Genomic DNA, 20,434 nt, shown 5'->3' with positions numbered 1-20,434 from the left:
ATCGCGGGCATGACGTGGGACACCATGGACTCGCACCAGCCCTCCGCCCGGTTGCGGCGCCTGCCCAGCCGCATGTTGTCGATGCTCGCGATGCACGCCGACCGGCTGGTTTCCGAGGGGCTGGCCCGCATGGACGCCCGCAAGTGGCACTACGCGACGCTCGTGGCGCTGAACGAGTCCGGGCCGGCCAGCCAGGCGGAGCTGAGCAAGCGCACCGGCATCTACCGCAGCGACCTGGTCTCCGTGATCAATGAGCTGGCCGAACGCGGCTTCGTCGACCGCGCGCCCGACCCCGCCGACCGCCGCCGCAACGTCATCACCGTCACCGAGCGGGGCCGCCGGCACCTGGAGCGCCTCGACAAGCTCATCACCGAGCTACAGGACGACGTGCTCGCACCCTTGAGCCAACCGGAACGCCAGCAGCTGACCGACCTCCTGTCCCGCGTTCTGGAGCATCACTCGCGTTCTCGCACCTCCTGAGCTGGGCGGAAACCATGGCAGGCCGTGGTCTGGAGCCCTAGCCTGTGGGGTGCTGAACCGAGCCAGGAGGCGCCCACACCCATGACCGAAATAAGCACCGGGCAGATGGTCAGACTCCAGCGCGAGCGGCGGGGCATGAGCACCACCGCGCTGGCGACCCAGGCCGGATGCACTCCCCGGCACATCGAGCTGATCGAGCACGGCAAGCGCACACCCTCACTGCCCCTCCTGCGGGAGATCGCCAAGGTGCTGGGCGTACGCACCGCGGTGCTCTTAGGAGAGACCCCGCGCGACTCTCACGAGCCGAGCCGACCGCAGATCAGCGACATGGAGCGCGCGTTGTTCACCTGCCGCTCGTCGGCGCCGGACCTCGAGCCGCCCGACGCCGAGCAGCTGTCGGAACGGGTCGCGGACGCCCGCAACTCCTGGTTCACCTCGGCGCGCCGCTACTCGATCCTGATGGCGGCGCTGCCGTCCCTGGTGACCGACGCCGAGAGCCTGGCGGCCGAGCGCACGCCGCGTTCCTGCAGTGTCGCGGCGGACGCGTACCTTCTGGCCAGGGGTGTGCTCAAGCACCTGCGGCGGGTGGACCTCGCGCATCTCGCGGCGGACCGGGCCATGCGCTTCGCCGAGGAGTCCGAGGACCCGCTGATGATCGCGTGGGCGTACTGGAGCCTCGGGCAGTCGATGTTGTCGGATGACATGCACCAGATCGCGTACGAGATCGCGCGGCGCGGCATCGAGCTCATCGAGCCGCATGTGGCCGACGGCGACCACCGCCACGTCAAGGCACTCGGCGCGCTCCACCTGCTCGCCGCCGTCGGCGAGGCCCGCGCGGGCGACGACGACCGGGCCAGGGAACGAGTACGCGGGCCCGCGACGCAACTCGCCGAACGTGTGCGAGACTCGGCCGACGTCTACGATCTGGCCTTCTTCGGACCCACCAACGTCGCCATTCACATGGCCGGCATCGAGAACGACGTCGGCCGGCCCGAAGATGTGTTGCGCATCGCCGACGACATCGACCTGCGCCACACCCCGTCCATCGAGCGGCGCGCCACCCATCTCGGCCACGTCGCCCGTGCCTGCGAGGACCTGGGCGACGACGCCGCGAGCCTGCTGCACCTGCTGAGAATCGAGCGCGAATGCTCTGAGGAGCTCGACCACAAGCTGCTGCTGAGGGAGATGGTCCGGTCGCTGGCGCGGCGGGCACGGCCGTCGTGGGCGCCGGAGGTTCGCCATCTCGCCGAACGCCACGGCATCCTCAACTGAACCGCGAACTCAGAGTTCGGACTTTGCGAACTGGGAGATCTGTCGCTTGAGTTCGTCACGGACCGATACATCAGTGACACGCTGCGTTCATGACCACAGCGCCGAGTGCCGATTTCGTCATGGCACGACTACAGCAGGAAGCCGTGCGGGAGTTTCCCGGGTGGGCCTTCGAACGGGATGGTTCCGGCTGGACCGCCGTTCACGGCGACATCCGGTTCACCAGGCCCACCCTCGCCGCCCTCCGCGCCCTCCTGCGCATCCACCGGGCGACCCGAGGGAGGTGACGCCCTCGGGCGGCCGGGGCCGCCGACGGTCTGACGGTGCGCCCCACTCCGCGGCCGGGGCGGGCCGCTAGCCGGGGGTGGGCGGGGCGATGCGGGCGCCGATCGAGTCGAGGACCAGGTCCAGGCCGAAGGAGAAGCGATCGAGCGCCCGCTGCAGCGTGTACGGCAGCGTCGTGTCCGACACGGCGAACGCCCCCGCCTCCTCCAGCGCCGCGAACAGCGGGAAACGCCCGTTCATGCGCTCCTCAAGGAACGGGACCTGCCCCTCCCACCACTCGTCATCGCTGCTCCCGGTCTGCGCCGGCGCCTGCTCGGCCTCGACGACCGCCGACGCCGCGCCCCGCGTGTACGATTCCACCGCCGCCACACAGCCGACGACGTCAATGGCGGCCAGGCCGTGCCCGTCCAGCAGCGCCAGCGTGGCCTCGTACCGGGTGAGGACGGCCGGCCCGAAGACGGTCCGCGACGTGGACACCTGCAGCAACCACGGATGGGCGCGGTAGGCGGCCAGGTCGGCGACGGCCATGTCGCGCAACCCGGCCCGCCACCCGGCGCCGGCATCAGGGAGCGGCTGGGTTCCCGCGACGCGCTCGACCATCAACTCCAGCAGCTCGGCCTTGCCCGGCACGTACGTGTACAGCGACGCGGTCCCGATGCCGAGCTCCTGGGCCAGCGCCCGCATCGACAGGGCGGCAGGACCGGCGCGGTCGGCCTGGGCGATGGCGGCGTCGACGATGCGCGACAACTCCAGCCGTTGCCTCGGGCCGCGCCGCGGGGCGGGCAGACCGTCCCAGAGCAGCGCCATCGTGCGCGCCGGGTCACCGCGTCCCGCGTACTCCATCAGGAAATCCTCCTGCGACAAATACTCCGAACACCGTACGATGTTGGTATGCGCACCGAAACGGTCATTCCCGCGCTCCCCTGCCGCCACCTCGACGACGTCCTGCCCTTCTACACCGCGCTCGGGTTCGACGTGACCTACCGCCAGGAGCGCCCCAACCCGTACGCCTCCGTCCGCCGTGGCGGGATCGAGCTGCACTTCTTCGGCGTCCCCGAATTCGACCCCGCCGAGTCCATGTTCACCGTGATCGTGCTCGTCCCGGACCCGGCGGTGCTGCACCAGGCGTTCGCCGCGGGGCTGCGGGAGGCGTACGGCAAGATCCCGGTGTCCGGGATCCCGCGGATGACCCGGCCGCGGCGCATGCAGGGCACCGCGGGCGGGTTCTCGGTGGTGGATCCCGGGGGCAACTGGCTGCGGATCAGCCGGTACAAGGAGGACGCCGACGAGCCGGGGCCGTCGGAGGGCCGGCTGGCGCGAGCGGTGGCCGCGGCCGCCCGGCAGGCCGACTCCCATGGGGATGAGGAGGCGGGGATCCGCGTGCTGGAGAACGGCCTCGCCCGGCACGCCGACGCCCCTGCCGTCCAACGGGTGCCGGCCCTGGTCTACCTGGCTGAGCTGCGGATGCGTACCGGTGACCACGACGGCGCGGTGGCGGTGCTGGCGGAGGTGGAGGCGATGGACCTGACCCCGGCCGAGCGCGAGGCGCTCGCCACCGACTACGCGGCAACCGCCGAGCTGACGGCCGACCTCCGCCGCCCCTGACCACCGTTCGGCCGGCCTCCCGCCCCAGACGCCGCCAGGACGGACCGCGACGGCCCGGGAGTCAGAGCGTGGGGAGGAAGCCGACCCGGTCGCGGACCGCGGCCATGGTCTGCCTGGCCACCGTCGCGGCGCGCTCCGCGCCCACGGCCAGCAGCCGGTCCAGCTCCTTCTCGTCCGACAGCAGCTTCTCCGTACGCTCCCGGATCGGCGCGAACGTCTCCAAGACCGCCTCGGCCACGTCCTTCTTGAACGTGCCGTATCCCTGCCCCTCATAGCGGGCGACCAGCTCGGGAATGGGCGTGGCGGTCAGCGCGGACTGGATGCGCAGCAGGTTGGAGATGCCGGGCTTGTTGTCCTCGTCGAACAGGACCTCGGTCCCCGTGTCCGTGACCGCCCGCATGATCTTCTTCCGCAGCGGCCCCGGCTGCTCCAGGACGTCCAGGATCCCGGCCGGGCTCGACGACGACTTCGACATCTTCGACGTCGGCTCCTGCAGGTCGGTGATCTTCTCGACTTCCTTGAGGATGTACGGCTCCGGCAGCGTGAACGTGTCACCGAAACGGTGGTTGAAGCGCTGCCCCAGGTCGCGGGTCAGCTCCAGGTGCTGCTTCTGGTCGGCGCCCACCGGCACCGCGTTGGCCTGGTAGAGCAGGATGTCGGCGGCCTGCAGGATCGGGTAGGTGAACAGGCCGACGCTGGCCGCGCTCTCCCCGAACTTGGCGGACTTGTCCTTGAACTGCGTCATCCTGCCCGCCTCGCCCATGCCGGTGAGGCAGATCAGGACCCAGGCGAGCTCGGTGTGCTCGCGTACGTGCGACTGCACGAAGACCGTGGAACGCTCCGGATCGAGGCCCGCGGCGAAGAGCTGCGCGGCCGCGACGCGGCTGCGGCGGCGCAGCGCCGCGGGCTCGGTCGGCACGGTGATCGCGTGGAGATCGACCACACAGTAGAAGGCGTCGTGGGTCTCCTGCAAAGTGACCCACTGGCGGACCGCACCCAGGTAATTGCCCAGGTGGAAGGAGTCCGCGGTGGGCTGGATGCCGGAGAGTACACGAGGTCTGGCCATAGCACGCAATTGTGTCAGGAATCCTGCGCGGGCGGCGACTCGAGGACCGGGCGGCGTTTCACCCTCACCCGGGCGACGCGGCGGCCGTCGAGCTCGGTGACGGCCAGCTCGAATTGCGGGACCTCCACACGTTCCCCGAGGACGGGCACGTGGCCCAGCATGGCCATCACGAACCCGCCCAGCGTCTCGTAGGGGCCGTCGGGCAGCCTGATGCCGGTCTCGGTGGCGAAGTCGTTGAGGTTCGTCAGGCCGTCGATCTCGATCTCGCCGGCGGGCAGGATGACGACGTCCTCCTCGATGTCGTACTCGTCCCTGATATCCCCGATCAGCTCCTCGACCAGGTCCTCCATGGTGACGATGCCGGCGGTGCCGCCGTACTCGTCCACCACGATCGCCAGGTGCTGGCCCTCGTCGCGCATCTCGTTCAGCGTGGTGAGCAGGCGTTTGGAGGCGGGAACGAACTTCGCGGGGCGGATCGGCACGACCGCGCTCATCGGCTCGGTGCGGCCGGCGAGTTCGGGGTCGAGGATGTCGCGTACGTGGACGAAGCCGATGACCTCGTCGTACGACTCCCGGTAGACCGGGAAGCGGGAGTGCGGCAGCCTGGCGGCCTCGCGCGCCGCGTCGACCAGCGGCCTGTCGGCCTCCATGAACTCCACCTCCGTACGCGGCAGCATCACCTCCCTGAGCTGCCGTTTCCCGGCGGCGAATACCTCGGCGATCAGCTTTCGCTCGTCGGCGGTCAGGTCGGTGTGCCCGACCACCATCTCGCGCAGCTCCTCGGTGGTGACCTCCTCCCTGTCGGCCTTCGGATTGCCGCCGAGCAGCCTGACCACGCCGTCGGTGGACTTCGACAACATCCAGATGATCGGGCGCGACAGGGTGGCGATCCAGTCCAGGAAAGGCGCCACACGCAGCGAGAGCCCCTCGGCCCGCTGCAGGGCCAGGCGTTTGGGGGCGAGCTCACCGAGCACAAGCGACACATACGAGATCGCCAGCGTCACCAGCACCAGCGCGAGCACAGGGGAGACGGCGTCGGGCACCCGCCACTGTTCGAGCACGGGCACGAGCTGCGTGGCCAGCCGGTCGGCGCCGAACGCGGCCGACAGCATGGTGGCCACGGTCACGCCGATCTGCACGGCGGACAGGAACCGGTTGGGGTCACGGGCGAGCTTGGCCACGCGTTCGCCTCGGCGGCCACGCTTGGCGAGCTGACGCACCTGGCTATCCCTGAGTGAGACCAGCGCAATCTCGGCAGCGGCGAAGAAGCCCCCGGTCAGAATGAAGATGAGAACCAGGGCGATGTTGGCCGCGACGGTGTCGAACATGGTGGTTGGCAGCGTACTCGTGTGGTTTCCAGCGTATGCTGAACGGCAAGCCATACAAAATCAAACATATTTGAACAGGAGCCAACATGAGACTGCTGGTCACCGGAGGGGCCGGATACGTCGGCAGCGTGGTCGCGGCGCAGTTGGTCGAGGCGGGACACGAGGTGACCGTGCTCGACGACCTGTCGACCGGACATGAGGACGCGGTGCCGGAGGGCGCCCGTTTTGTCCGGACGGACATCGCCGACGCAGGCGATGTGCTCGACGGCGTGGACGCCGTGCTGCACTTCGCGGCCAGGTCGCTGGTGGGCGAGTCGGTGCAGAAGCCGGGACTCTACTGGGAGCACAACCTCGGGGGCACGCTGGCGCTGCTCGAGGCCATGCGGGACAAGGGCGTGGGCAAGATCGTGTTCTCCTCGACCGCGGCCACGTACGGCGAGCCTGAGCGCTCCCCGATCCAGGAGGACGACCCGACGCGCCCGACCAACCCGTACGGCGCCTCCAAGTTGGCCGTGGACACCACGTTGAGCGCGTACGCGCGCATCCGCGGGCTGGGCGCGGTGAGCCTGCGGTACTTCAACGTTGCCGGCGCCTACGGCCGCTTCCGCGAGCGGCACGTCGTCGAGACCCACCTCATCCCGAACGTGCTGAAGGTCGCCACCGGCGAGCGCGCCTCGGTGAACGTGTTCGGCACCGATTACCCGACGCCCGACGGGACCTGCGTGCGCGACTACATCCACGTGACCGACCTGGCGCGGGCACACCTGCTCGCGCTGGAGTCGATCACGCCGGGCGAGCACAAGATCTACAACCTGGGCAGCGGCAGCGGCTTCAGCGTGCAGGAGGTCATCTCGGTCTGCCGCGAGGTCACCGGCCACGAGATCCCGGCCGTCGTGGGCGAGCGCCGGGCCGGCGACCCCGCGGTGCTGGTGGCCTCGTCCGCGAAGATCCAGCGCGAGCTCGGCTGGAAGGCCGAGCGGCCGGCGCTGCGCGACATCGTCTCCGACGCTTGGGACGCGCTTTCCGGTAAATAAGCCATACTCCGGCCGAATATGTGCTGTGATACCGAAACGTGAGGAGCTTTTCACCAAGGGTCACGAAGCTGATCTATGGTGCCCTCATCACGATGGGCAGCCTCCTTGCGGCCGCAGGCGTGATCTTCACCACTCCGCAGCCCGCTCCGGCCGTGCAACCGACATCCTGCCCCGCACAGAGCGGGGTGAGCCCATGAGAAAGCCCCCCGCATCGGGCGGGGGGCGTTCTCGCCGGGCCGTCAGATGAGGCCGAGCTCCTTCACGGCGGTGCGCTCCTCCTCCAGCTCGCGGACGCTGGCGTCGATCCGCTCGCGGGAGAAGGCGTCGATCTCGAGGCCCTGGATGATCTCGAACGTGCCGTTCGCCGCGCGGACGGGGAACGACGAGATGAGGCCCTCGGGCACCCCGTACGAGCCGTCGGAGACGACCGCGGCCGAGGTCCAGTCGGTGCCGTTGACCCAGTCGTAGACGTGGTCGATCGCGGCGTTGGCGGCCGAGGCGGCCGAGGAGGCGCCGCGGGCCTCGATGATGGCGGCGCCGCGCTTGGCCACCGTCGGGATGAACGTGTCCTTCAGCCACTCCGAGTCGACCTGCTCGGCCGCGACCTTGCCGCCGACCTCGGCGTGGAACAGGTCGGGGTATTGCGTCGCCGAGTGGTTGCCCCAGATCGTCATCTTCCTGATCTCGGCGACCGGAACCTGGAGCTTGGCCGCGAGCTGCGACAGCGCGCGGTTGTGGTCGAGCCTGGTCATCGCGGTGAAGCGGTCGGCCGGCACGTCGGGCGCGTGCTGCTGGGCGATGAGCGCGTTGGTGTTGGCCGGGTTGCCCACGACCAGGACCCTGATGTCGTCGGCGGCGTGGTCGTTGATCGCCTTGCCCTGAGGGCCGAAGATGCCGCCGTTGGCGCCGAGCAGGTCGCCGCGCTCCATGCCGGCCTTGCGCGGCATGGCGCCGACGAGCAGGGCGACGTTGGCCCCGTCGAAGGCGACGTTGGGGTCGTCGGTGATCTCGATGCCGGACAGCAGCGGGAACGCGCAGTCGTCCAGCTCCATCGCGGTGCCCTCGGCCGCCTTCAGCGCCGGCGAGATCTCCAGCAGGCTCAGCTTGACCGGCACGTCGGCGCCGAGCAGCTGCCCCGACGCGATGCGGAACAGCAGTGCGTAGCCGATCTGGCCGGCGGCTCCGGTGACGGTCACCTTGACGGGCGCAGTGGCTGACGACGCCATAGCCTTTCCCCTAACTCGCAGCAGGATTGTTGACGTTGGGGATGTTACCCCCTCGTCATCCGCAGGTTTCCATCGCGGGTTGCTCCAGCTCCGGCTTGAACTCAACCTTGCCGAAATACTTGGCGACGAGCTGCTTGAGCGCGCCGGTGGCGTAGAGGTCCGCGATGATGCCGCTCACCGCCTTGCAGGCCTTCGCGTCGCCGTTCCTGATGCCCACGGCGTAACGCTCGTTGCTCAGCTTGGCACCGAGGATCTTGTAGCGGAGGTTCTCGCGGTTGGCGAACCCGGCCAGGATGAGGTCCTCGCCGGGGATGGCGTCCACCTCACTGCTCCTGAGCTTGTCCATGCAGAGGGCCATATCGCCGGCCGGCACGAGCTTGACCTTCACCCGGTCCTGCACCTCGCCGACGGACGGGCTGTTGGGGGCGCAGATCCTCTTGCCCTCGAGGTCCTCGAGGTCCTCGATGCCGCTGCCCGCTCTGACCAGCACGTCGCGGTGCGCCAGGTAGTAGGGGCCCGCGAACTGGGTCGGGCCTTTGTCGACCGCGAAGGTCGCGACGACGAGGTCCACCCTGCCTTCGGCCAGCCCTGACGGCCGGTCGTCCCGGCTGACTCTGACGAACTGCGTGTCCGTGGCTCCCAACCCTGCGGCGATGCGTTTGGCGATCTCGATGTCGAAGCCCTGGAAGGCGTCGCCGTCCTGCAGCCCGACGCCGGGCAGGTCGCCCTTCACGCCGATCACGATCTTCCCGGTCTGCGCGACCTTGTCCGCCACCGAGGCGAACGATCGCGTGGGCTCCTGAGTCGGCTCGGGCTCCTCCCTGAACGCGAGCGGCGGCCAGCCGTTGAGCGCCAGCGCCAGCGCCGCGGCCGCGACCAGGACGAGCGCGGTGCCGAACGCGATCCACACCTTGGCGCGGCGACGCCGCGCCGGCGGCCTTGACGGCTCGGTCATCGGGTTCGGTGCCCGCCCCGCGTCCGGCGGCGCGGACCCGCCTGTGTGCCCGCCGGGCATCACCGTCACGGCTCCCTGCCCCGTCGCGGGTGCTTCCTCCTGAGCCGAGGGGCCGGACTGGGACGGCACCAGGGACGCGGAGCCCCTGTCGGTGATCGATCCGGCCGACACCCTCATGAACGGCGTGGTGTCGTCGCTGGCGACCTGCACGCCCCGGGTGAGCACGGCCGTGGACGCCCCCACCCCGGTCGACTGCCCGAGCAGCCGCAGCAGGATCTGGTCGGCCGACGGCCGCTCGACGGCCGCCTTGGCCAGCGCGGAGCGCACCACGCCGCGCAGCGGCTCCGGCATCATGCCAACGTCGACCTCGTGGTTGAGAATCCGGTTGAGCACGGTGGCGATGGACTTGCCCTCGAACGCGGCCTTCCCGGTCGCCGCGAACGCGATGGTCGCACCCCAGGAGAACACGTCCGTGTACGGCCCGATGTCGTCGCCGGCGATCTGCTCGGGCGCCATGTAGGCAGGTGTGCCGATGGCCCGGCTGGTGATCGTGCCGGTGGAGTCGATGATCCGGGCGATGCCGAAATCCACCACCCGCGGCCCGTCAGCGGCTATCAGCACATTGTCGGGCTTGAAGTCCCTGTGCACGATCTGCGCGTGGTGGATGGCGGTGAGCGCGGTCGCGGTGCCGATCGCGAGCCGGTCGAGCGCCGTGCCGCTGATCGGCCCGTCGGTCTCGACGATCTCCCTGAGCGACCGGCCGTCGATGTATTCGCTCGCGATGTACGGCGTGTCGCCGTCGAGATCGGCCTCCATCACCCTGGCCGTGCAGAACGACGCCACCCGCTGCGCCGCCTTCAATTCCCTGGCGAAACGCGACCGCGCGATCGTGTCACCGGAGAACTTCACGTGCAGCAGCTTGATGGCGGCCCGCTCGCCCTCCTCGTCGACGCCCAGGTAGACGATGCCCTGACCACCCTCCCCGACCCGTCCGGACAGCCGGAATGACCCCAGGTGGGTGGGATCACCGGCCATCAGCGGCGAGATCTGCGGCATTCGTCATCCCCACGTTTACACCAACCCCAACGACGCAAACTTTACGACGCTCAGCAACCTCTCAGGGTTTCGTTAACCGTTCGTGAGGTCACGAATTGCGTCACCCTGTCAAAGCGGGGAGTCAAGTGGCACCCTTGCGCACGCGGCCGATCCCGGGGAGGCTCGAGATCATGGACCGTCCCTACGACATCGTGCTCTTCGGCGCGAGCGGGTTCACCGGCGCGCTCACGGCCGCCTATCTCGCCGGTGCCGCCCCTTCGGGCACCCGGTGGGCGCTGGCCGGACGCGACCGCGCCAAGCTGGAGCGGCTCGGGCTCGACGTGCCGATCCTCATCGCCGACGCCGCCGACCCGGCCGCACTGGCCGAGCTCGCCCGCCAGACGCGGGTCCTGGTCACCACGGTCGGCCCGTACGTCACCCACGGCGAGGCGCTCGTCGCCGCCTGCGCCGAGGCCGGCACCCACTACCTGGATCTGACGGGCGAGCCCGAGTTCGTGGACCGGACATATCTGCGCCACCACGATCAGGCCGCCAGGAGCGGCGCCAAGATCGTGCACGCCTGCGGCTTCGACTCGATCCCGTGGGATCTCGGCGTCCTCTACACCGTCAGCCTGCTCCCCGAGGGTGTCCCGCTGGCGGTCAGCGGCTTCCTGCGGGCGAGCATGCGCCCGTCGGGCGGCACGCTGGCCACCGCCATGACCATGTTCGGCCGCGCCCGTCAGATGGCCGAGGCCGCCGCGCAGCGCCGGGCCGCCGAACCCCGCCTGAAGGGACGCAAGGTGAGCTCGGGGCCCGGTGGCCTGCGGTACGTGGGCGGATGGGCGCTGCCGATGCCCACCATCGATCCGTACATCGTCGGCTACTCGGCCCGTCTGCTCGACCGCTACGGCCCGGACTTCTCCTACCGCCAGCACTACGCCGTCAGAACGCTCCCGCAGGCGGTGGCGACGGCGGCGGGCGCGGGCGCGTTCGCGACGCTCGCGATCATCCCACCGGCCCGCCGCTTGATCCAGAGCCGGCTGCGGCCGGGCGAGGGCCCCTCGCCCGAGCGGCGCGCGAAGAGCTGGTTCAAGGTCACGTTCCTGGGCGAGGGCGGCGGTGAGCGCGTGGTCACCGAGATCGCCGGCGGCGATCCCGGGTACGAAGAGACCGCCAAGATGCTCGGCGAGTCGGCCCTGTGCCTGGCCTTCGACGAGGTGCCCGACCGCGCGGGACAGCTGACGACGGCCTCGGCCATGGGCCGGCCGCTCATCGACCGCCTACGGCGCGCGGGCATCACCTTCGACAGGCGAGCCGGTTAGTACGGCAGGCTCCACTTGGCGAAGGACTTACGCAGGTACGGCCCCTTGAACTTCGGGTACGCCACCGTGCCGGCGTCCCCGTCGGACGTGTAACGCATGTCCGGGTTGTTCTTCAGCCAGTCCAGCCAGGCATGCGAGCAGAACTGGGCGCAGTCGCCCTTCTTCTCCATGACCTTGATCCGCGGGATGCCGGCCGGGTCGTACGCCTTGCTGAACGGCGCGGGAGCCGGTGTGTAGCCGGCCAGGAACGCGCCCTGGTGGTTGTAGTGCTTGCCGCGCATGGCCCAGTCCTTCTTACGTGGCTGGTTGCCGTAGGGCAGGGCGATCGTGGCGGGCTTGACGTAGGACAGCGAGGTGATCTGCTGCCCGATGGTGCCGATCTGCTCCTCGACCTGCTCGTGCGTGCGCGTACGCAGGTCGAAGTGATCGCGCGTGTGGTTGCCGATGTCGAACCCGTTCTCCTTCAGCCAGAGCAGCGCCTGGGCCTGCTCCTCGCGACCGGTCTTGCCGAACATGTCGCGGGTCACGTAGAACGTGGCGACCGGGCGGAAGCCCGGGTTCTTGGCGGCCACGTCCTGCAGGATCGCCACAGCCGTGTCCTTCTGCGGGACGCCCATCTGGTTCAGCGTGAGCTGCGACGGTGAAGAGTCGTCGAAGGTCAGGACCACAGGGTGCTTGCCGGCCGGAATGTCGATCTTGCCGGCCACCATCTCGGCCGCCGTGATCGGCACGTAGCCCTCCTTGACCAGCCGCTCCAGGTCCGCGCGGAACTGCTGCGGCGTGCGGTCGTCGGTCGTGGCCGGTTTCTCCACGATCCGGTGGAACATCAGCACCGGGATCTGGCCCAGTTCGTTCGCCTTCGCGTTGGCGGCGGCCTTGACCTTGGCGGCCTTGTCGACCTTGACCTTGGCGGCGGCTGACGCCTTGGTGTCCGCCATCTTGGCGGTGTCGGGCTGCGAGTCGCACCCGGTCAGGAGCGCTGCGGCGGCGAGCACCCCAAGCCCACTGGAAATACGCAGTCGCATTCGAACCCCCCGAGACGCGTACGACTGTTTACGAGGGGGTCCTTACCCAGGTGATCAACTATGCCACGCCGCCCCTATGTCAAGACATGGGAAAGGGCCGCACGTCGGCGGCCCTTTCGGCGAGAACGCTGCGGAGGACGGTCAGGCCATCTTCTTCTTGAGGTTCTCGTCCAGCGCGGCCAGGAAGTCCTGGGTGGTGAGCCACTGGGCGTCGGCGCCGACCAGGAGCGCGAGGTCCTTGGTCATCAGGCCGCTCTCGACGGTCTCGATGCAGACCTGCTCCAGCGTGTTGGCGAAGTCGGTCACGGCGGGGGTGTTGTCGAGCTTGCCCCGGTGTGCCAGGCCACGGGTCCACGCGAAGATCGAGGCGATCGGGTTGGTGGAGGTGGGCTTGCCCTGCTGGTGCTGGCGGTAGTGGCGGGTGACCGTGCCGTGCGCGGCCTCGGCCTCGACGGTCCTGCCGTCGGGGGTCATCAGCACCGAGGTCATCAGGCCGAGCGAGCCGAAGCCCTGCGCGACCGTGTCGGACTGCACGTCGCCGTCGTAGTTCTTGCACGCCCAGACGTAACCGCCCTCCCACTTGAGCGCGGCGGCGACCATGTCGTCGATGAGGCGGTGCTCGTAGGTCAGGCCGGCCTTCTCGAACTCGTCCTTGAACTCGCTCTCGAAGACCTCGGCGAACAGGTCCTTGAAGCGGCCGTCGTACGCCTTGAGGATCGTGTTCTTCGTGGAGAGGTAGACCGGGTAGTTACGGGCCAGGCCGTAGCGCATCGACGCCCGGGCGAAGTCGCGGATCGACTCGTCCAGGTTGTACATCGCCATCGCGACGCCGCTGCCGGGGAAGTCGTACACGTCCAGCTCGATGGGCTCGGAGCCGTCCTTGGGGGTGAACGTCAGGGTCAGCGTGCCCTCGCCCGGAACCTTCAGGTCAGTGGCGCGGTACTGGTCGCCGAAGGCGTGACGGCCGACGACGATCGGCTTGGTCCAGCCGGGGACGAGCCGCGGCACGTTCGACATGATGATCGGCTCGCGGAAGATGACGCCGCCGAGGATGTTGCGGATGGTCCCGTTGGGGGACTTCCACATCTTCTTGAGACCGAACTCCTCGACCCGCGCCTCGTCCGGGGTGATGGTGGCGCATTTCACACCGACGCCGTACTTCTTGATGGCGTTGGCGGCGTCGATGGTGACCTGGTCGTCCGTGGCGTCCCGGTGTTCGATGCCGAGGTCGTAGTACTTCAGGTCAACGTCGAGGTAGGGAAGGATCAGCTGGTCCTTGATGAACTGCCAGATGATCCGGGTCATCTCGTCGCCGTCAAGCTCGACGACCGGACCCTCCACCTTGATCTTGGGCATGCGAATGGTTCCCCTTCAATGAATTGATGCGTTGAGGCTATCGGACCGTCCGGTCAACGGGCGAAAAGGGACAGGATGAACGCCTTGAGCTCGTTGTCGTCCAGCAGCAGCGAGGTCAGGACGAGCACGAAGCCGAACACGGCCAGCGTGGTGACGTCGGTTCTCTTGCTGCGGACGGACAACTGGCCGCCGTACCCGGCGAAACGCAGTGCGGCGGCGACCATGACGACGGCGCCCAGCGCGAACCCGCCCCAGCGCGGGTCCACGAAAAAGATCGCGACCACGCCGACGGCCGCACCCGCCAGAATCAGCGGGTACGGTCCCCAGCTCTCGCGTTCGGTCCCTTGATCGCTCAACAGTCACTCAACGCTCTTCTAGCGGCTTCCACTTCTGATCCGTCTCGCCGATGTATTCGCTGTCGGGGCGGATCAAGCGGTTGTCGGCGTGCTGCTCAATGACGTGCGCCGTCCAGCCGGACATGCGGCTGATCGAGAAGACCGGCGTGAACAGGTCTGTCGGGATGCCGAGATAGTGATACACGGAAGCAGCGTAGAAGTCGACGTTCGGGTAGAGGCCCTTCTCCTCGAAGACGACCTCCTCCATCTCCTTGGACATCCGGTAGTAGGTGTCGTCGCCCGTGGCCTCGGCCAGCTCCGCGGACATCCTGCGCAAGTGCGTGGCGCGCGGGTCCTCGGTCTTGTAGACGCGGTGGCCGAAGCCCATGATCTTCTCGTGCGCGGCGAGCTTGTCGCGTACGGCCTGGGCCACCCCGTCCGCGGGAATTGACTCCAGCGTCTTCATGACCTGCTCGTTCGCGCCGCCGTGCAAAGGGCCCTTCAACGTACCGATGGCGGCGACGATGGCGGAGTGCATGTCCGACAGTGTCGCGGCGCAGACGCGGGCGGCGAACGTGGAGGCGTTCATGGTGTGGTCGGCGTGCAGCACCAGACACTCGTCGAAGATCTCGACCTCGCGCGGTGCGGGTGTGCGCCCGGTGACCTGGAGCAGGAAGTTCGCCGCGATGCTCAGCGACGGGTCAGCGTCGGGGACGCTGCCGCCGGTGCGGGCGGCGTGATAGCGGGCGACCAGCAGCGGCTGCTGCGCGACCAGCCGGGCGGCCTTGCGCAGGTTGGCCTCAGGGGCGATGGAGTCTTTGTCGGCGTCGTCCGCGCCGGACAGCGAGACCAGCGAGCGCAGCGCCTCCATGGGTTTCTGCTTCTCGGCGATCTCGGCGATGTTCGCGGACACCAGGGCGCCGAGCTCCCTGCCCCGCGACAGCTCCTCGGCGTAAGCGTCCAGCTCGGAGCGGGTGGGTAGCTTGCCACGTTGCAGCAGGTGTGCGGTCTCTTCGAAGGTCGCGCGGCCGGCCAGGTCGTGGATGTCGTATCCACGGTAGAAGAGCCGACCAGCCTTTCCGTCAATGTCGCTCAGCGCTGTGGACGCGGCTACGACATCGGCCAGGCCTTTCGTGGGCTTGTCCGCCATGAGTGTTTCCTCCGCTTATCTTGTCCGAAGTCTACCCGTGAGCAGGCAAAACCGTCCGCAAAGGTCCAGACCAATTTCACGGCGGATTCTCCTTTCGGCAAAGGAGATTCCGCATCCCCTCGTTTGGGTAAGCCGGAGCTGTAGTAATAGTTACGGCGGGCTACCTGGGGAGGAACTGCCGTGGAGGGGCCGTTCATACGCATCGAGGACACTGGCGAAGTGATCCCGTTGCGCCCCGAGATCACGACGGTCGGAAGGGGCCGGGGTGTGGACATCCGGCTCACCGATCCGAGCGTGTCTCGACTCCATGCCGAGTTCGTCAGACGAGGACCCTACCTGTACGTCGTCGACCTGGGGCTGTCCAGGAACGGCACGCGGGTGAACGGCAGGCCGATCGCCCGGAGGGTCCTCGACGACGGCGACGTCGTTTCGTTCGGCGCGGCGCGGGGTCGCATCGGTGGCGTTCCCCGCGAGGACTTCACCCCCGAGGTGGAGTTGCGCAGGGCCGCGGCGCCCGAGCTGACCAGGCGCGAGGTGGACGTGTTGACCTCGCTCTGCAGGCCGGCGCTGTCGGACGAGGCGTTCGTGGCGCCGGCGACCGCACGCGAGATCGCCGACGACCTGGTCGTGACCGAGGCCGCGGTCAAGCAACATCTGCTGCGGCTCTACCAGAAGTTCAGGATTCCCGAGGGCACCAACCGGCGCACGCGACTGGCCAACGAGGTCGTCGCGCTCGGTCTGGTGCGGCCGACCCCTGTGGTCCCCCCACAGCGGTCATCGGGAGCCACGACCGAGCAGGCTTCGGCGGCTGGGCGCAGGGCTTCATAGGGACTGGATCGCGACCGGGGCTTCGGCGAGGGGTTCCGGCAGCGTCGGAACCTGGACAACACCACGCTCATCGGAATGGGCTCAGGAGAGCGGCGGGCGCCGCGCGCCTTTCGGTGCGCGGCGACCCACCGGGCTCTTGGCAGGTCAGGGCAATGGCCGGCGACAGGTGCGGGCGAAGCATGCTGACAACCGCGTTGCCGGCGGATTTCAGATGACCCGGAATCCGTTGCTGGGCTTGCTGGTCCGGTTGGCCCGGTCCACCGCGACCGCGTAGTAGTGGTCGCCGCGTGCGCCGTCCGGGTCGGTCCAGCGGATCTGCCGGTCCCCCGGCAAGACGGCGACCAGGTTGCGGGCGTCGGCGAACGCGGCAGGCGACGCGTGCCCGGCGAAGCGGAAGATCGCGAACAGGAACGGCTCTTCCCTGCCGGTGGCCACCGCCCGCACCTCGACGCCGCCGTCACGGCGCAGTGCGTACGCCACCGCCGGCCGCCGCGGCGGCTCCCCGTCCGCGAGCCTGGGCAGCACCGGCGCGAGCGCGGGCCGCTGGTAGTGCTCGTTGACGGCCGTCGTGATGGAGCCGATCCTGTCGACCTTGACGTCGTTGGCGTTGTACCAGATGTCGCCGCTGATCTCGGGGTGGTTCCTGTTGAGCGTCAGGTGGTTGGACAACTCGGCGGGATTCTTCCACTCCGGCGCGGGCTGGGCGGGGTCGCCGGCCTTGTACGCGGGCTGCCCGATCCACAGCAGCGTGTTCGTGCCCTTCGCCACGTCCGACCACCACGGCACGAGCTTGGAGTAGTCGGCCGGCGGCTGTCCGATGTACCAGTAGAGCTGCGGCGCGATGTAGTCCAGCCAGCCCTTCTTCACCCAGCCGCGGGTGTCGGCGTGCAGGTTGTCGTACGACTGCCCGCCGTTGGTGTCGGAGCCGAGCGGGTCGCTGGCCTTGTTGCGCCAGATGCCCGACGGGCTGATGCCCCAGGCGATGTCCGGCTTGCTCTCCAGGACCCGCTGCTGCATCTCCTGCACCATCAGGTCCACGTTGTTGCGCCGCCAGGAGGCCAGGTCGGGGAAGCCGGCGCCGTACTTCGCGAACGCGGCGCTGTCGTCGAAGGCCGTGGTGTTGGTCGGGTAGAAGTAGTCGTCGAAGTGCAGGCCGTCGATGTCGTAGCGGGTGACCGCGTCCATCATCGCGTCCTGGCAGAACTTGCGTACTTCCGGCATGCCCGGGTTGTAGTAGAGCTTGCCGCCGAACGGCAGGATCCAGTCGGGGTGCTTGCGCCCGGGGTGGTCGGGGTGCAGCTTGGCCGGGTCGGCCTGCATCGACACGCGGTACGGGTTGAACCAGGCATGGAAGGCCAGGCCGCGCTTGTGCGTCTCCTCTACGGCGAACCCGAGCGGGTCGTAGCCGGGGTCCTGGCCCTGCGTGCCGGTGAGGTATTGGGACCACGGCTCGTACGGCGACGGCCAGAAGGCGTCCGCCGTGGGCCTGATCTGCACGAACACCGAGTTGAGCTTGCGTTGCACGGCCACGTCGAGCCAGGCGAGGTATTCGGCCTTCTGCTGGTCGGCGGTCAGTCCCGGCTTCGACGGCCAGTTGATGTTGACGACGGAGGCGATCCACATGCCGCGCATCTGGCGCAGCGGCGGCACGTAGTCGGCCTGGGCGAAGGCAGGCAGCGGAACGGCGGAAGCGGCGGCGGCTAGGGCGAGACCCTTTAAGAGAGTCCTTCTGCTCGGCATGGGGGGTGGCCTCTCGGAGATGGTTATATAGAGGGCGACGATGACAGAAAATTACCTTCAGATCAATATCGATGAAGGAAAATGCCGATGAGCCGTGACCTGTGCAGACTGGCGCTGACGGTGCTGCATCCGGGATTCGAGGGGACCTCCGTCCCCGACTGGCTGCGCCGTGCGCTGGGCGAGGGTCTGGGCGGGGTAGTCCTGTTCGCCCGCAACGCCATCGACGCCCAGCTCGTACGGCGGCTGCGGGCCGAGAACCCGGCCGCCGTCGTCGCGATCGACGAGGAAGGGGGCACGGTCACCCGGCTCGAGGTCCTGTCCGGCAGCTCTTTTCCCGGCAACAGGGCGCTGGGCGTGGCCGACGACGTGGATCTCACCGAGCGGGTCGGCCGCCAGATCGGCAGGATGCTCGCCGAGCTCGACATCACACTGAACTACGCGCCCTCGGCCGACGTCAACGCGAACCCGGCCAACCCCGTGATCGGCGTGCGCTCGTTCGGGCCGGCTCCGGACCTCGTCGCCCGCCATACGGTCGCCTACGTCAACGGGGTGCAACGCGCGGGCGTGGCCGCCTGCGCCAAGCACTTCCCCGGTCACGGCGACACCGTCACCGATTCCCACCTGGCGCTGCCCACCGTGCACGCCTCCCGCGAGGTGCTCGCCGACCGTGACCTTCCGCCGTTCCAGGCCGCTATCGGCGCCGGGGTACGCAGCATCATGACCGGCCACGTGCTCGCCCCGGCTCTCGATCCGGCGATGCCGGCGACGCTGAGCCGTACCGTGCTGACCGAACTCCTCAGGGGCGAGCTCGGATTCGACGGGATGGTCGTCACCGACGCGATCGAGATGCGGGCGGTGGCCGCCATGTTCGCCCCCGGCGAGATCGCGGTGCGGGCGCTGGCCGCCGGCGCCGACGCCGTCTGCGTGGGGCTGGGCACCGAGGAGAGCCTGCACGAGATCCGCGACGCGGTCGTGGCGGCCGTGCGCGACGGGGTCCTGCCCGAGGAGCGGCTGGCCGAGGCGGCCGCGCGGGTGCTGGCGCTCTCGAGCTGGTACGACGCCCAGGCCCCGCTCCGCGAGCAGGCCCGCGCCGACGTCGACCCCGGCGTGGGCCTGGAGGCGGCCAGGGCCGCGCTGACCACGACCGGAGCCGCCGTACTCGAGCGCGGCCCGCTGGTCGTCGAGGTCAACACCCGCCACAGCCAGGCCGTGGACCCGGCCACGCCGACCGGCATCACGGCGGCGCTCACCAGGCGGCTGCCGAACACCGCCATGCTGCGGCTGGAGCCCGACGGCGAGCTGCCGCCCTTCGACGAACGGCCGGTCGTGCTGGTCGTGCACGACGCCGCCCGGCACGCCTGGGTACGCGACGTGGTGGCCAAGGCCGTGGCGGCGCGGCCCGACGTGATCGTGGTGGACACCGGCATCCCCGGCCCACCCATCGGCGCCGCCCACATCGCCACCCACGGGATCTCACGCGTGTCCGCGCAGGCGGCGGCGGAATGGCTGACCCGATGAGCGCCACCGAGTCGGCGAACCCCGTCGCCGCCGTACGCGCCGTGCTGCCGTCACTCACGCCGGCGGCCAAGGGCATCGCCCGCATCATCCTGGACGACCCGGGGCTGGTCGTACGGAGCACGATCACCGAGTTCAGCGTGGTGTCCGGGACCAGCGAGGCCACGATCGTGCGGACGGCGCGGGCGCTCGGGTTCTCCGGGTACTCGCAGATGCGCTTCGCGCTGGCGGCGGCCGTGGCCCAGCAGCCCGAGCGGCTGGTGCCCGGGGACCTCGCGCCGGACGATCCGCTGACGGACGTGATCGCCAAAGTGGCGCGGGCCGAGTCCGAGGCGCTGGCCGACACGGCCGCCCAGCTCGATTCCGATCAGCTGGGCGAGGTGGTGTCGGCGATCTCCGTGGCGCGGCGGGTGGACGTCTACGGCGTGGCGGCGTCCGGGCTGGTCGCGGCCGACATGTCGCAGAAGTTGCTGCGGATCGGGCTGTCCAGCCATCCGTTCAGCGATGCCCACCTGGCGTTGACCAGTGCGGCTTTACTGAAGACCGGGGACGTGGCGGTGGCGATCAGCTGCAGCGGGGAGACCCCCGACGTGCTCGTCCCCGCCCGGACGGCGGCCGACGCCGGGGCGCTGGTCGTGGGGATCACCAACAATCCGCGATCGTCGCTGGCCGAGCTGTCCGACCACACGCTGGTGTCGGCCGGGCGGGAGACGGCGTTCCGGCCTGGGGCGCTGGCCAGCCGGATCAGCCAGTTGCTGATCGTGGACTGCATTTTCGTGGGGCTGGCGCAGCGGACGTACGAGACGGCGGACGCCGCCATCCGGGCTACTCGGGACGCCACGGACCGATACCGGAACCGGTAACCCCGCTCCCGCGCAGG

At 69.3% G+C, this 20,434-nt stretch carries 19 protein-coding genes; 9 read left to right on the top strand and 10 right to left on the bottom strand.

Annotated features, from left to right (window positions below; genetic code table 11):
- Window positions 1-9 precede the first annotated feature (9 nt).
- The 3 genes from ACTWPT_RS21535 to ACTWPT_RS21525 all read left to right on the top strand — a co-directional run bounded on the left by ACTWPT_RS21535 (window position 10) and on the right by ACTWPT_RS21525 (window position 2,036).
- A complete protein-coding gene (locus tag ACTWPT_RS21535; RefSeq protein ID WP_443179210.1) occupies window positions 10-480 on the top strand; it encodes a MarR family winged helix-turn-helix transcriptional regulator in 471 nt (156 codons plus the stop codon).
- Between the two features lie 81 nt (window positions 481-561).
- A complete protein-coding gene (locus ACTWPT_RS21530; RefSeq protein WP_443179209.1) occupies window positions 562-1,752 on the top strand; it encodes a helix-turn-helix domain-containing protein in 1,191 nt (396 codons plus the stop codon).
- A gap of 89 nt (window positions 1,753-1,841) precedes the next feature.
- Window positions 1,842-2,036 (top strand): hypothetical protein, encoded by a 195-nt coding sequence (locus tag ACTWPT_RS21525; protein WP_443179208.1) that lies wholly within the window; start codon window positions 1,842-1,844, stop codon window positions 2,034-2,036.
- 67 nt (window positions 2,037-2,103) lie between these two features.
- Here ACTWPT_RS21525 and ACTWPT_RS21520 read toward each other — a convergent pair whose 3' ends face one another.
- Window positions 2,104-2,877, bottom strand: coding sequence for a TetR/AcrR family transcriptional regulator (locus ACTWPT_RS21520; protein ID WP_443179207.1), 774 nt, complete (start codon window positions 2,875-2,877; stop codon window positions 2,104-2,106).
- A gap of 48 nt (window positions 2,878-2,925) precedes the next feature.
- On the opposite strand from ACTWPT_RS21520, the gene ACTWPT_RS21515 reads away from it, so the two are divergent.
- Window positions 2,926-3,639 carry a VOC family protein gene (locus ACTWPT_RS21515; RefSeq protein ID WP_443179206.1) on the top strand — a complete coding sequence of 238 codons (714 nt, stop codon included), beginning with the start codon at window positions 2,926-2,928 and terminating at the stop codon, window positions 3,637-3,639.
- A gap of 61 nt (window positions 3,640-3,700) precedes the next feature.
- On the opposite strand, the gene trpS is transcribed toward ACTWPT_RS21515, so the two are convergent.
- Window positions 3,701-4,705, bottom strand: coding sequence for a tryptophan--tRNA ligase (trpS, locus tag ACTWPT_RS21510; RefSeq protein WP_443179205.1), 1,005 nt, complete (start codon window positions 4,703-4,705; stop codon window positions 3,701-3,703).
- A gap of 14 nt (window positions 4,706-4,719) precedes the next feature.
- Window positions 4,720-6,033, bottom strand: a complete 1,314-nt coding sequence (locus ACTWPT_RS21505; protein ID WP_443179204.1) for a hemolysin family protein — start codon at window positions 6,031-6,033, stop codon at window positions 4,720-4,722.
- A gap of 86 nt (window positions 6,034-6,119) precedes the next feature.
- Between ACTWPT_RS21505 and galE the strand changes: the two genes are divergently transcribed.
- Complete coding sequence (gene galE / locus ACTWPT_RS21500) at window positions 6,120-7,067, top strand: UDP-glucose 4-epimerase GalE (RefSeq protein WP_443179203.1); 948 nt, start codon at window positions 6,120-6,122, stop codon at window positions 7,065-7,067.
- A 239-nt stretch (window positions 7,068-7,306) separates the two neighbouring features.
- Here galE and ACTWPT_RS21495 read toward each other — a convergent pair whose 3' ends face one another.
- Both ACTWPT_RS21495 and ACTWPT_RS21490 read right to left on the bottom strand, forming a co-directional pair.
- Window positions 7,307-8,293, bottom strand: coding sequence for a malate dehydrogenase (locus ACTWPT_RS21495; protein ID WP_443179202.1), 987 nt, complete (start codon window positions 8,291-8,293; stop codon window positions 7,307-7,309).
- A 55-nt stretch (window positions 8,294-8,348) separates the two neighbouring features.
- The gene (locus tag ACTWPT_RS21490) at window positions 8,349-10,304 is read right to left on the bottom strand and encodes a serine/threonine-protein kinase (protein WP_443179201.1); all 1,956 of its coding nucleotides are present in this window, start codon (window positions 10,302-10,304) and stop codon (window positions 8,349-8,351) included.
- 170 nt (window positions 10,305-10,474) lie between these two features.
- On the opposite strand from ACTWPT_RS21490, the gene ACTWPT_RS21485 reads away from it, so the two are divergent.
- A complete protein-coding gene (locus ACTWPT_RS21485; protein ID WP_443179200.1) occupies window positions 10,475-11,605 on the top strand; it encodes a saccharopine dehydrogenase family protein in 1,131 nt (376 codons plus the stop codon).
- Here ACTWPT_RS21485 and ACTWPT_RS21480 read toward each other — a convergent pair.
- The 4 genes from ACTWPT_RS21480 to ACTWPT_RS21465 form a co-directional block, all read right to left on the bottom strand.
- On the bottom strand, window positions 11,602-12,630 hold the full coding sequence (locus ACTWPT_RS21480) for a polysaccharide deacetylase family protein (RefSeq protein ID WP_443179199.1): 1,029 nt from the start codon (window positions 12,628-12,630) through the stop codon (window positions 11,602-11,604). The genes ACTWPT_RS21485 and ACTWPT_RS21480 overlap by 4 nt on opposite strands.
- A gap of 141 nt (window positions 12,631-12,771) precedes the next feature.
- The gene (locus tag ACTWPT_RS21475; protein WP_443179198.1) at window positions 12,772-13,986 is read right to left on the bottom strand and encodes an NADP-dependent isocitrate dehydrogenase; all 1,215 of its coding nucleotides are present in this window, start codon (window positions 13,984-13,986) and stop codon (window positions 12,772-12,774) included.
- A 53-nt stretch (window positions 13,987-14,039) separates the two neighbouring features.
- Window positions 14,040-14,342, bottom strand: a complete 303-nt coding sequence (locus ACTWPT_RS21470; RefSeq protein ID WP_443179197.1) for a DUF3017 domain-containing protein — start codon at window positions 14,340-14,342, stop codon at window positions 14,040-14,042.
- 7 nt (window positions 14,343-14,349) lie between these two features.
- Entirely contained in the window at window positions 14,350-15,471 is a 1,122-nt protein-coding gene (locus ACTWPT_RS21465; RefSeq protein WP_443179196.1) for a citrate/2-methylcitrate synthase, read from the bottom strand.
- A gap of 180 nt (window positions 15,472-15,651) precedes the next feature.
- Here ACTWPT_RS21465 and ACTWPT_RS21460 point away from each other — a divergent pair, with 180 nt between their 5' ends.
- Window positions 15,652-16,299, top strand: a complete 648-nt coding sequence (locus ACTWPT_RS21460) for an FHA domain-containing protein (RefSeq protein ID WP_443179195.1) — start codon at window positions 15,652-15,654, stop codon at window positions 16,297-16,299.
- Window positions 16,300-16,506: 207 nt separating this feature from the next.
- Here the strand turns inward: ACTWPT_RS21460 and ACTWPT_RS21455 are convergent, their stop codons facing one another.
- Window positions 16,507-18,039 carry a glycoside hydrolase family 10 protein gene (locus tag ACTWPT_RS21455; RefSeq protein WP_443179194.1) on the bottom strand — a complete coding sequence of 511 codons (1,533 nt, stop codon included), beginning with the start codon at window positions 18,037-18,039 and terminating at the stop codon, window positions 16,507-16,509.
- A gap of 87 nt (window positions 18,040-18,126) precedes the next feature.
- Here ACTWPT_RS21455 and ACTWPT_RS21450 point away from each other — a divergent pair, with 87 nt between their 5' ends.
- Complete coding sequence (locus tag ACTWPT_RS21450) at window positions 18,127-19,557, top strand: glycoside hydrolase family 3 protein (RefSeq protein WP_443179193.1); 1,431 nt, start codon at window positions 18,127-18,129, stop codon at window positions 19,555-19,557.
- Window positions 19,554-20,417, top strand: a complete 864-nt coding sequence (locus ACTWPT_RS21445) for a MurR/RpiR family transcriptional regulator (protein WP_443179192.1) — start codon at window positions 19,554-19,556, stop codon at window positions 20,415-20,417. The genes ACTWPT_RS21450 and ACTWPT_RS21445 overlap by 4 nt, the downstream gene beginning before the upstream one ends.
- The last annotated feature ends 17 nt before the right edge of the window (window positions 20,418-20,434 follow it).

Source organism: Nonomuraea sp. 3N208 (assembly GCF_052245935.1).
GTDB lineage: Bacteria > Actinomycetota > Actinomycetes > Streptosporangiales > Streptosporangiaceae > Nonomuraea.
The sequence above is the reverse complement of the archived record's forward strand: the minus strand, read 5'-3'. Positions and strand labels throughout refer to the sequence as shown.

What these genes read in the sequence shown, in the direction of transcription:
- ACTWPT_RS21535 (WP_443179210.1), top strand. Translation starts at nt 10, where the DNA reads ATGACGTGGGACACCATGGACTCGCACCAGCCCTCCGCCCGGTTGCGG.
- ACTWPT_RS21530 (WP_443179209.1), top strand. Translation starts at nt 562, where the DNA reads ATGACCGAAATAAGCACCGGGCAGATGGTCAGACTCCAGCGCGAGCGG.
- ACTWPT_RS21525 (WP_443179208.1), top strand. Translation starts at nt 1,842, where the DNA reads ATGACCACAGCGCCGAGTGCCGATTTCGTCATGGCACGACTACAGCAG.
- ACTWPT_RS21520 (WP_443179207.1), bottom strand. Translation starts at nt 2,877, where the DNA reads ATGGAGTACGCGGGACGCGGTGACCCGGCGCGCACGATGGCGCTGCTC.
- ACTWPT_RS21515 (WP_443179206.1), top strand. Translation starts at nt 2,926, where the DNA reads ATGCGCACCGAAACGGTCATTCCCGCGCTCCCCTGCCGCCACCTCGAC.
- trpS (WP_443179205.1), bottom strand. Translation starts at nt 4,705, where the DNA reads ATGGCCAGACCTCGTGTACTCTCCGGCATCCAGCCCACCGCGGACTCC.
- ACTWPT_RS21505 (WP_443179204.1), bottom strand. Translation starts at nt 6,033, where the DNA reads ATGTTCGACACCGTCGCGGCCAACATCGCCCTGGTTCTCATCTTCATT.
- galE (WP_443179203.1), top strand. Translation starts at nt 6,120, where the DNA reads ATGAGACTGCTGGTCACCGGAGGGGCCGGATACGTCGGCAGCGTGGTC.
- ACTWPT_RS21495 (WP_443179202.1), bottom strand. Translation starts at nt 8,293, where the DNA reads ATGGCGTCGTCAGCCACTGCGCCCGTCAAGGTGACCGTCACCGGAGCC.
- ACTWPT_RS21490 (WP_443179201.1), bottom strand. Translation starts at nt 10,304, where the DNA reads ATGCCGCAGATCTCGCCGCTGATGGCCGGTGATCCCACCCACCTGGGG.
- ACTWPT_RS21485 (WP_443179200.1), top strand. Translation starts at nt 10,475, where the DNA reads ATGGACCGTCCCTACGACATCGTGCTCTTCGGCGCGAGCGGGTTCACC.
- ACTWPT_RS21480 (WP_443179199.1), bottom strand. Translation starts at nt 12,630, where the DNA reads ATGCGACTGCGTATTTCCAGTGGGCTTGGGGTGCTCGCCGCCGCAGCG.
- ACTWPT_RS21475 (WP_443179198.1), bottom strand. Translation starts at nt 13,986, where the DNA reads ATGCCCAAGATCAAGGTGGAGGGTCCGGTCGTCGAGCTTGACGGCGAC.
- ACTWPT_RS21465 (WP_443179196.1), bottom strand. Translation starts at nt 15,471, where the DNA reads ATGGCGGACAAGCCCACGAAAGGCCTGGCCGATGTCGTAGCCGCGTCC.
- ACTWPT_RS21455 (WP_443179194.1), bottom strand. Translation starts at nt 18,039, where the DNA reads ATGCCGAGCAGAAGGACTCTCTTAAAGGGTCTCGCCCTAGCCGCCGCC.
- ACTWPT_RS21450 (WP_443179193.1), top strand. Translation starts at nt 18,127, where the DNA reads ATGAGCCGTGACCTGTGCAGACTGGCGCTGACGGTGCTGCATCCGGGA.
- ACTWPT_RS21445 (WP_443179192.1), top strand. Translation starts at nt 19,554, where the DNA reads ATGAGCGCCACCGAGTCGGCGAACCCCGTCGCCGCCGTACGCGCCGTG.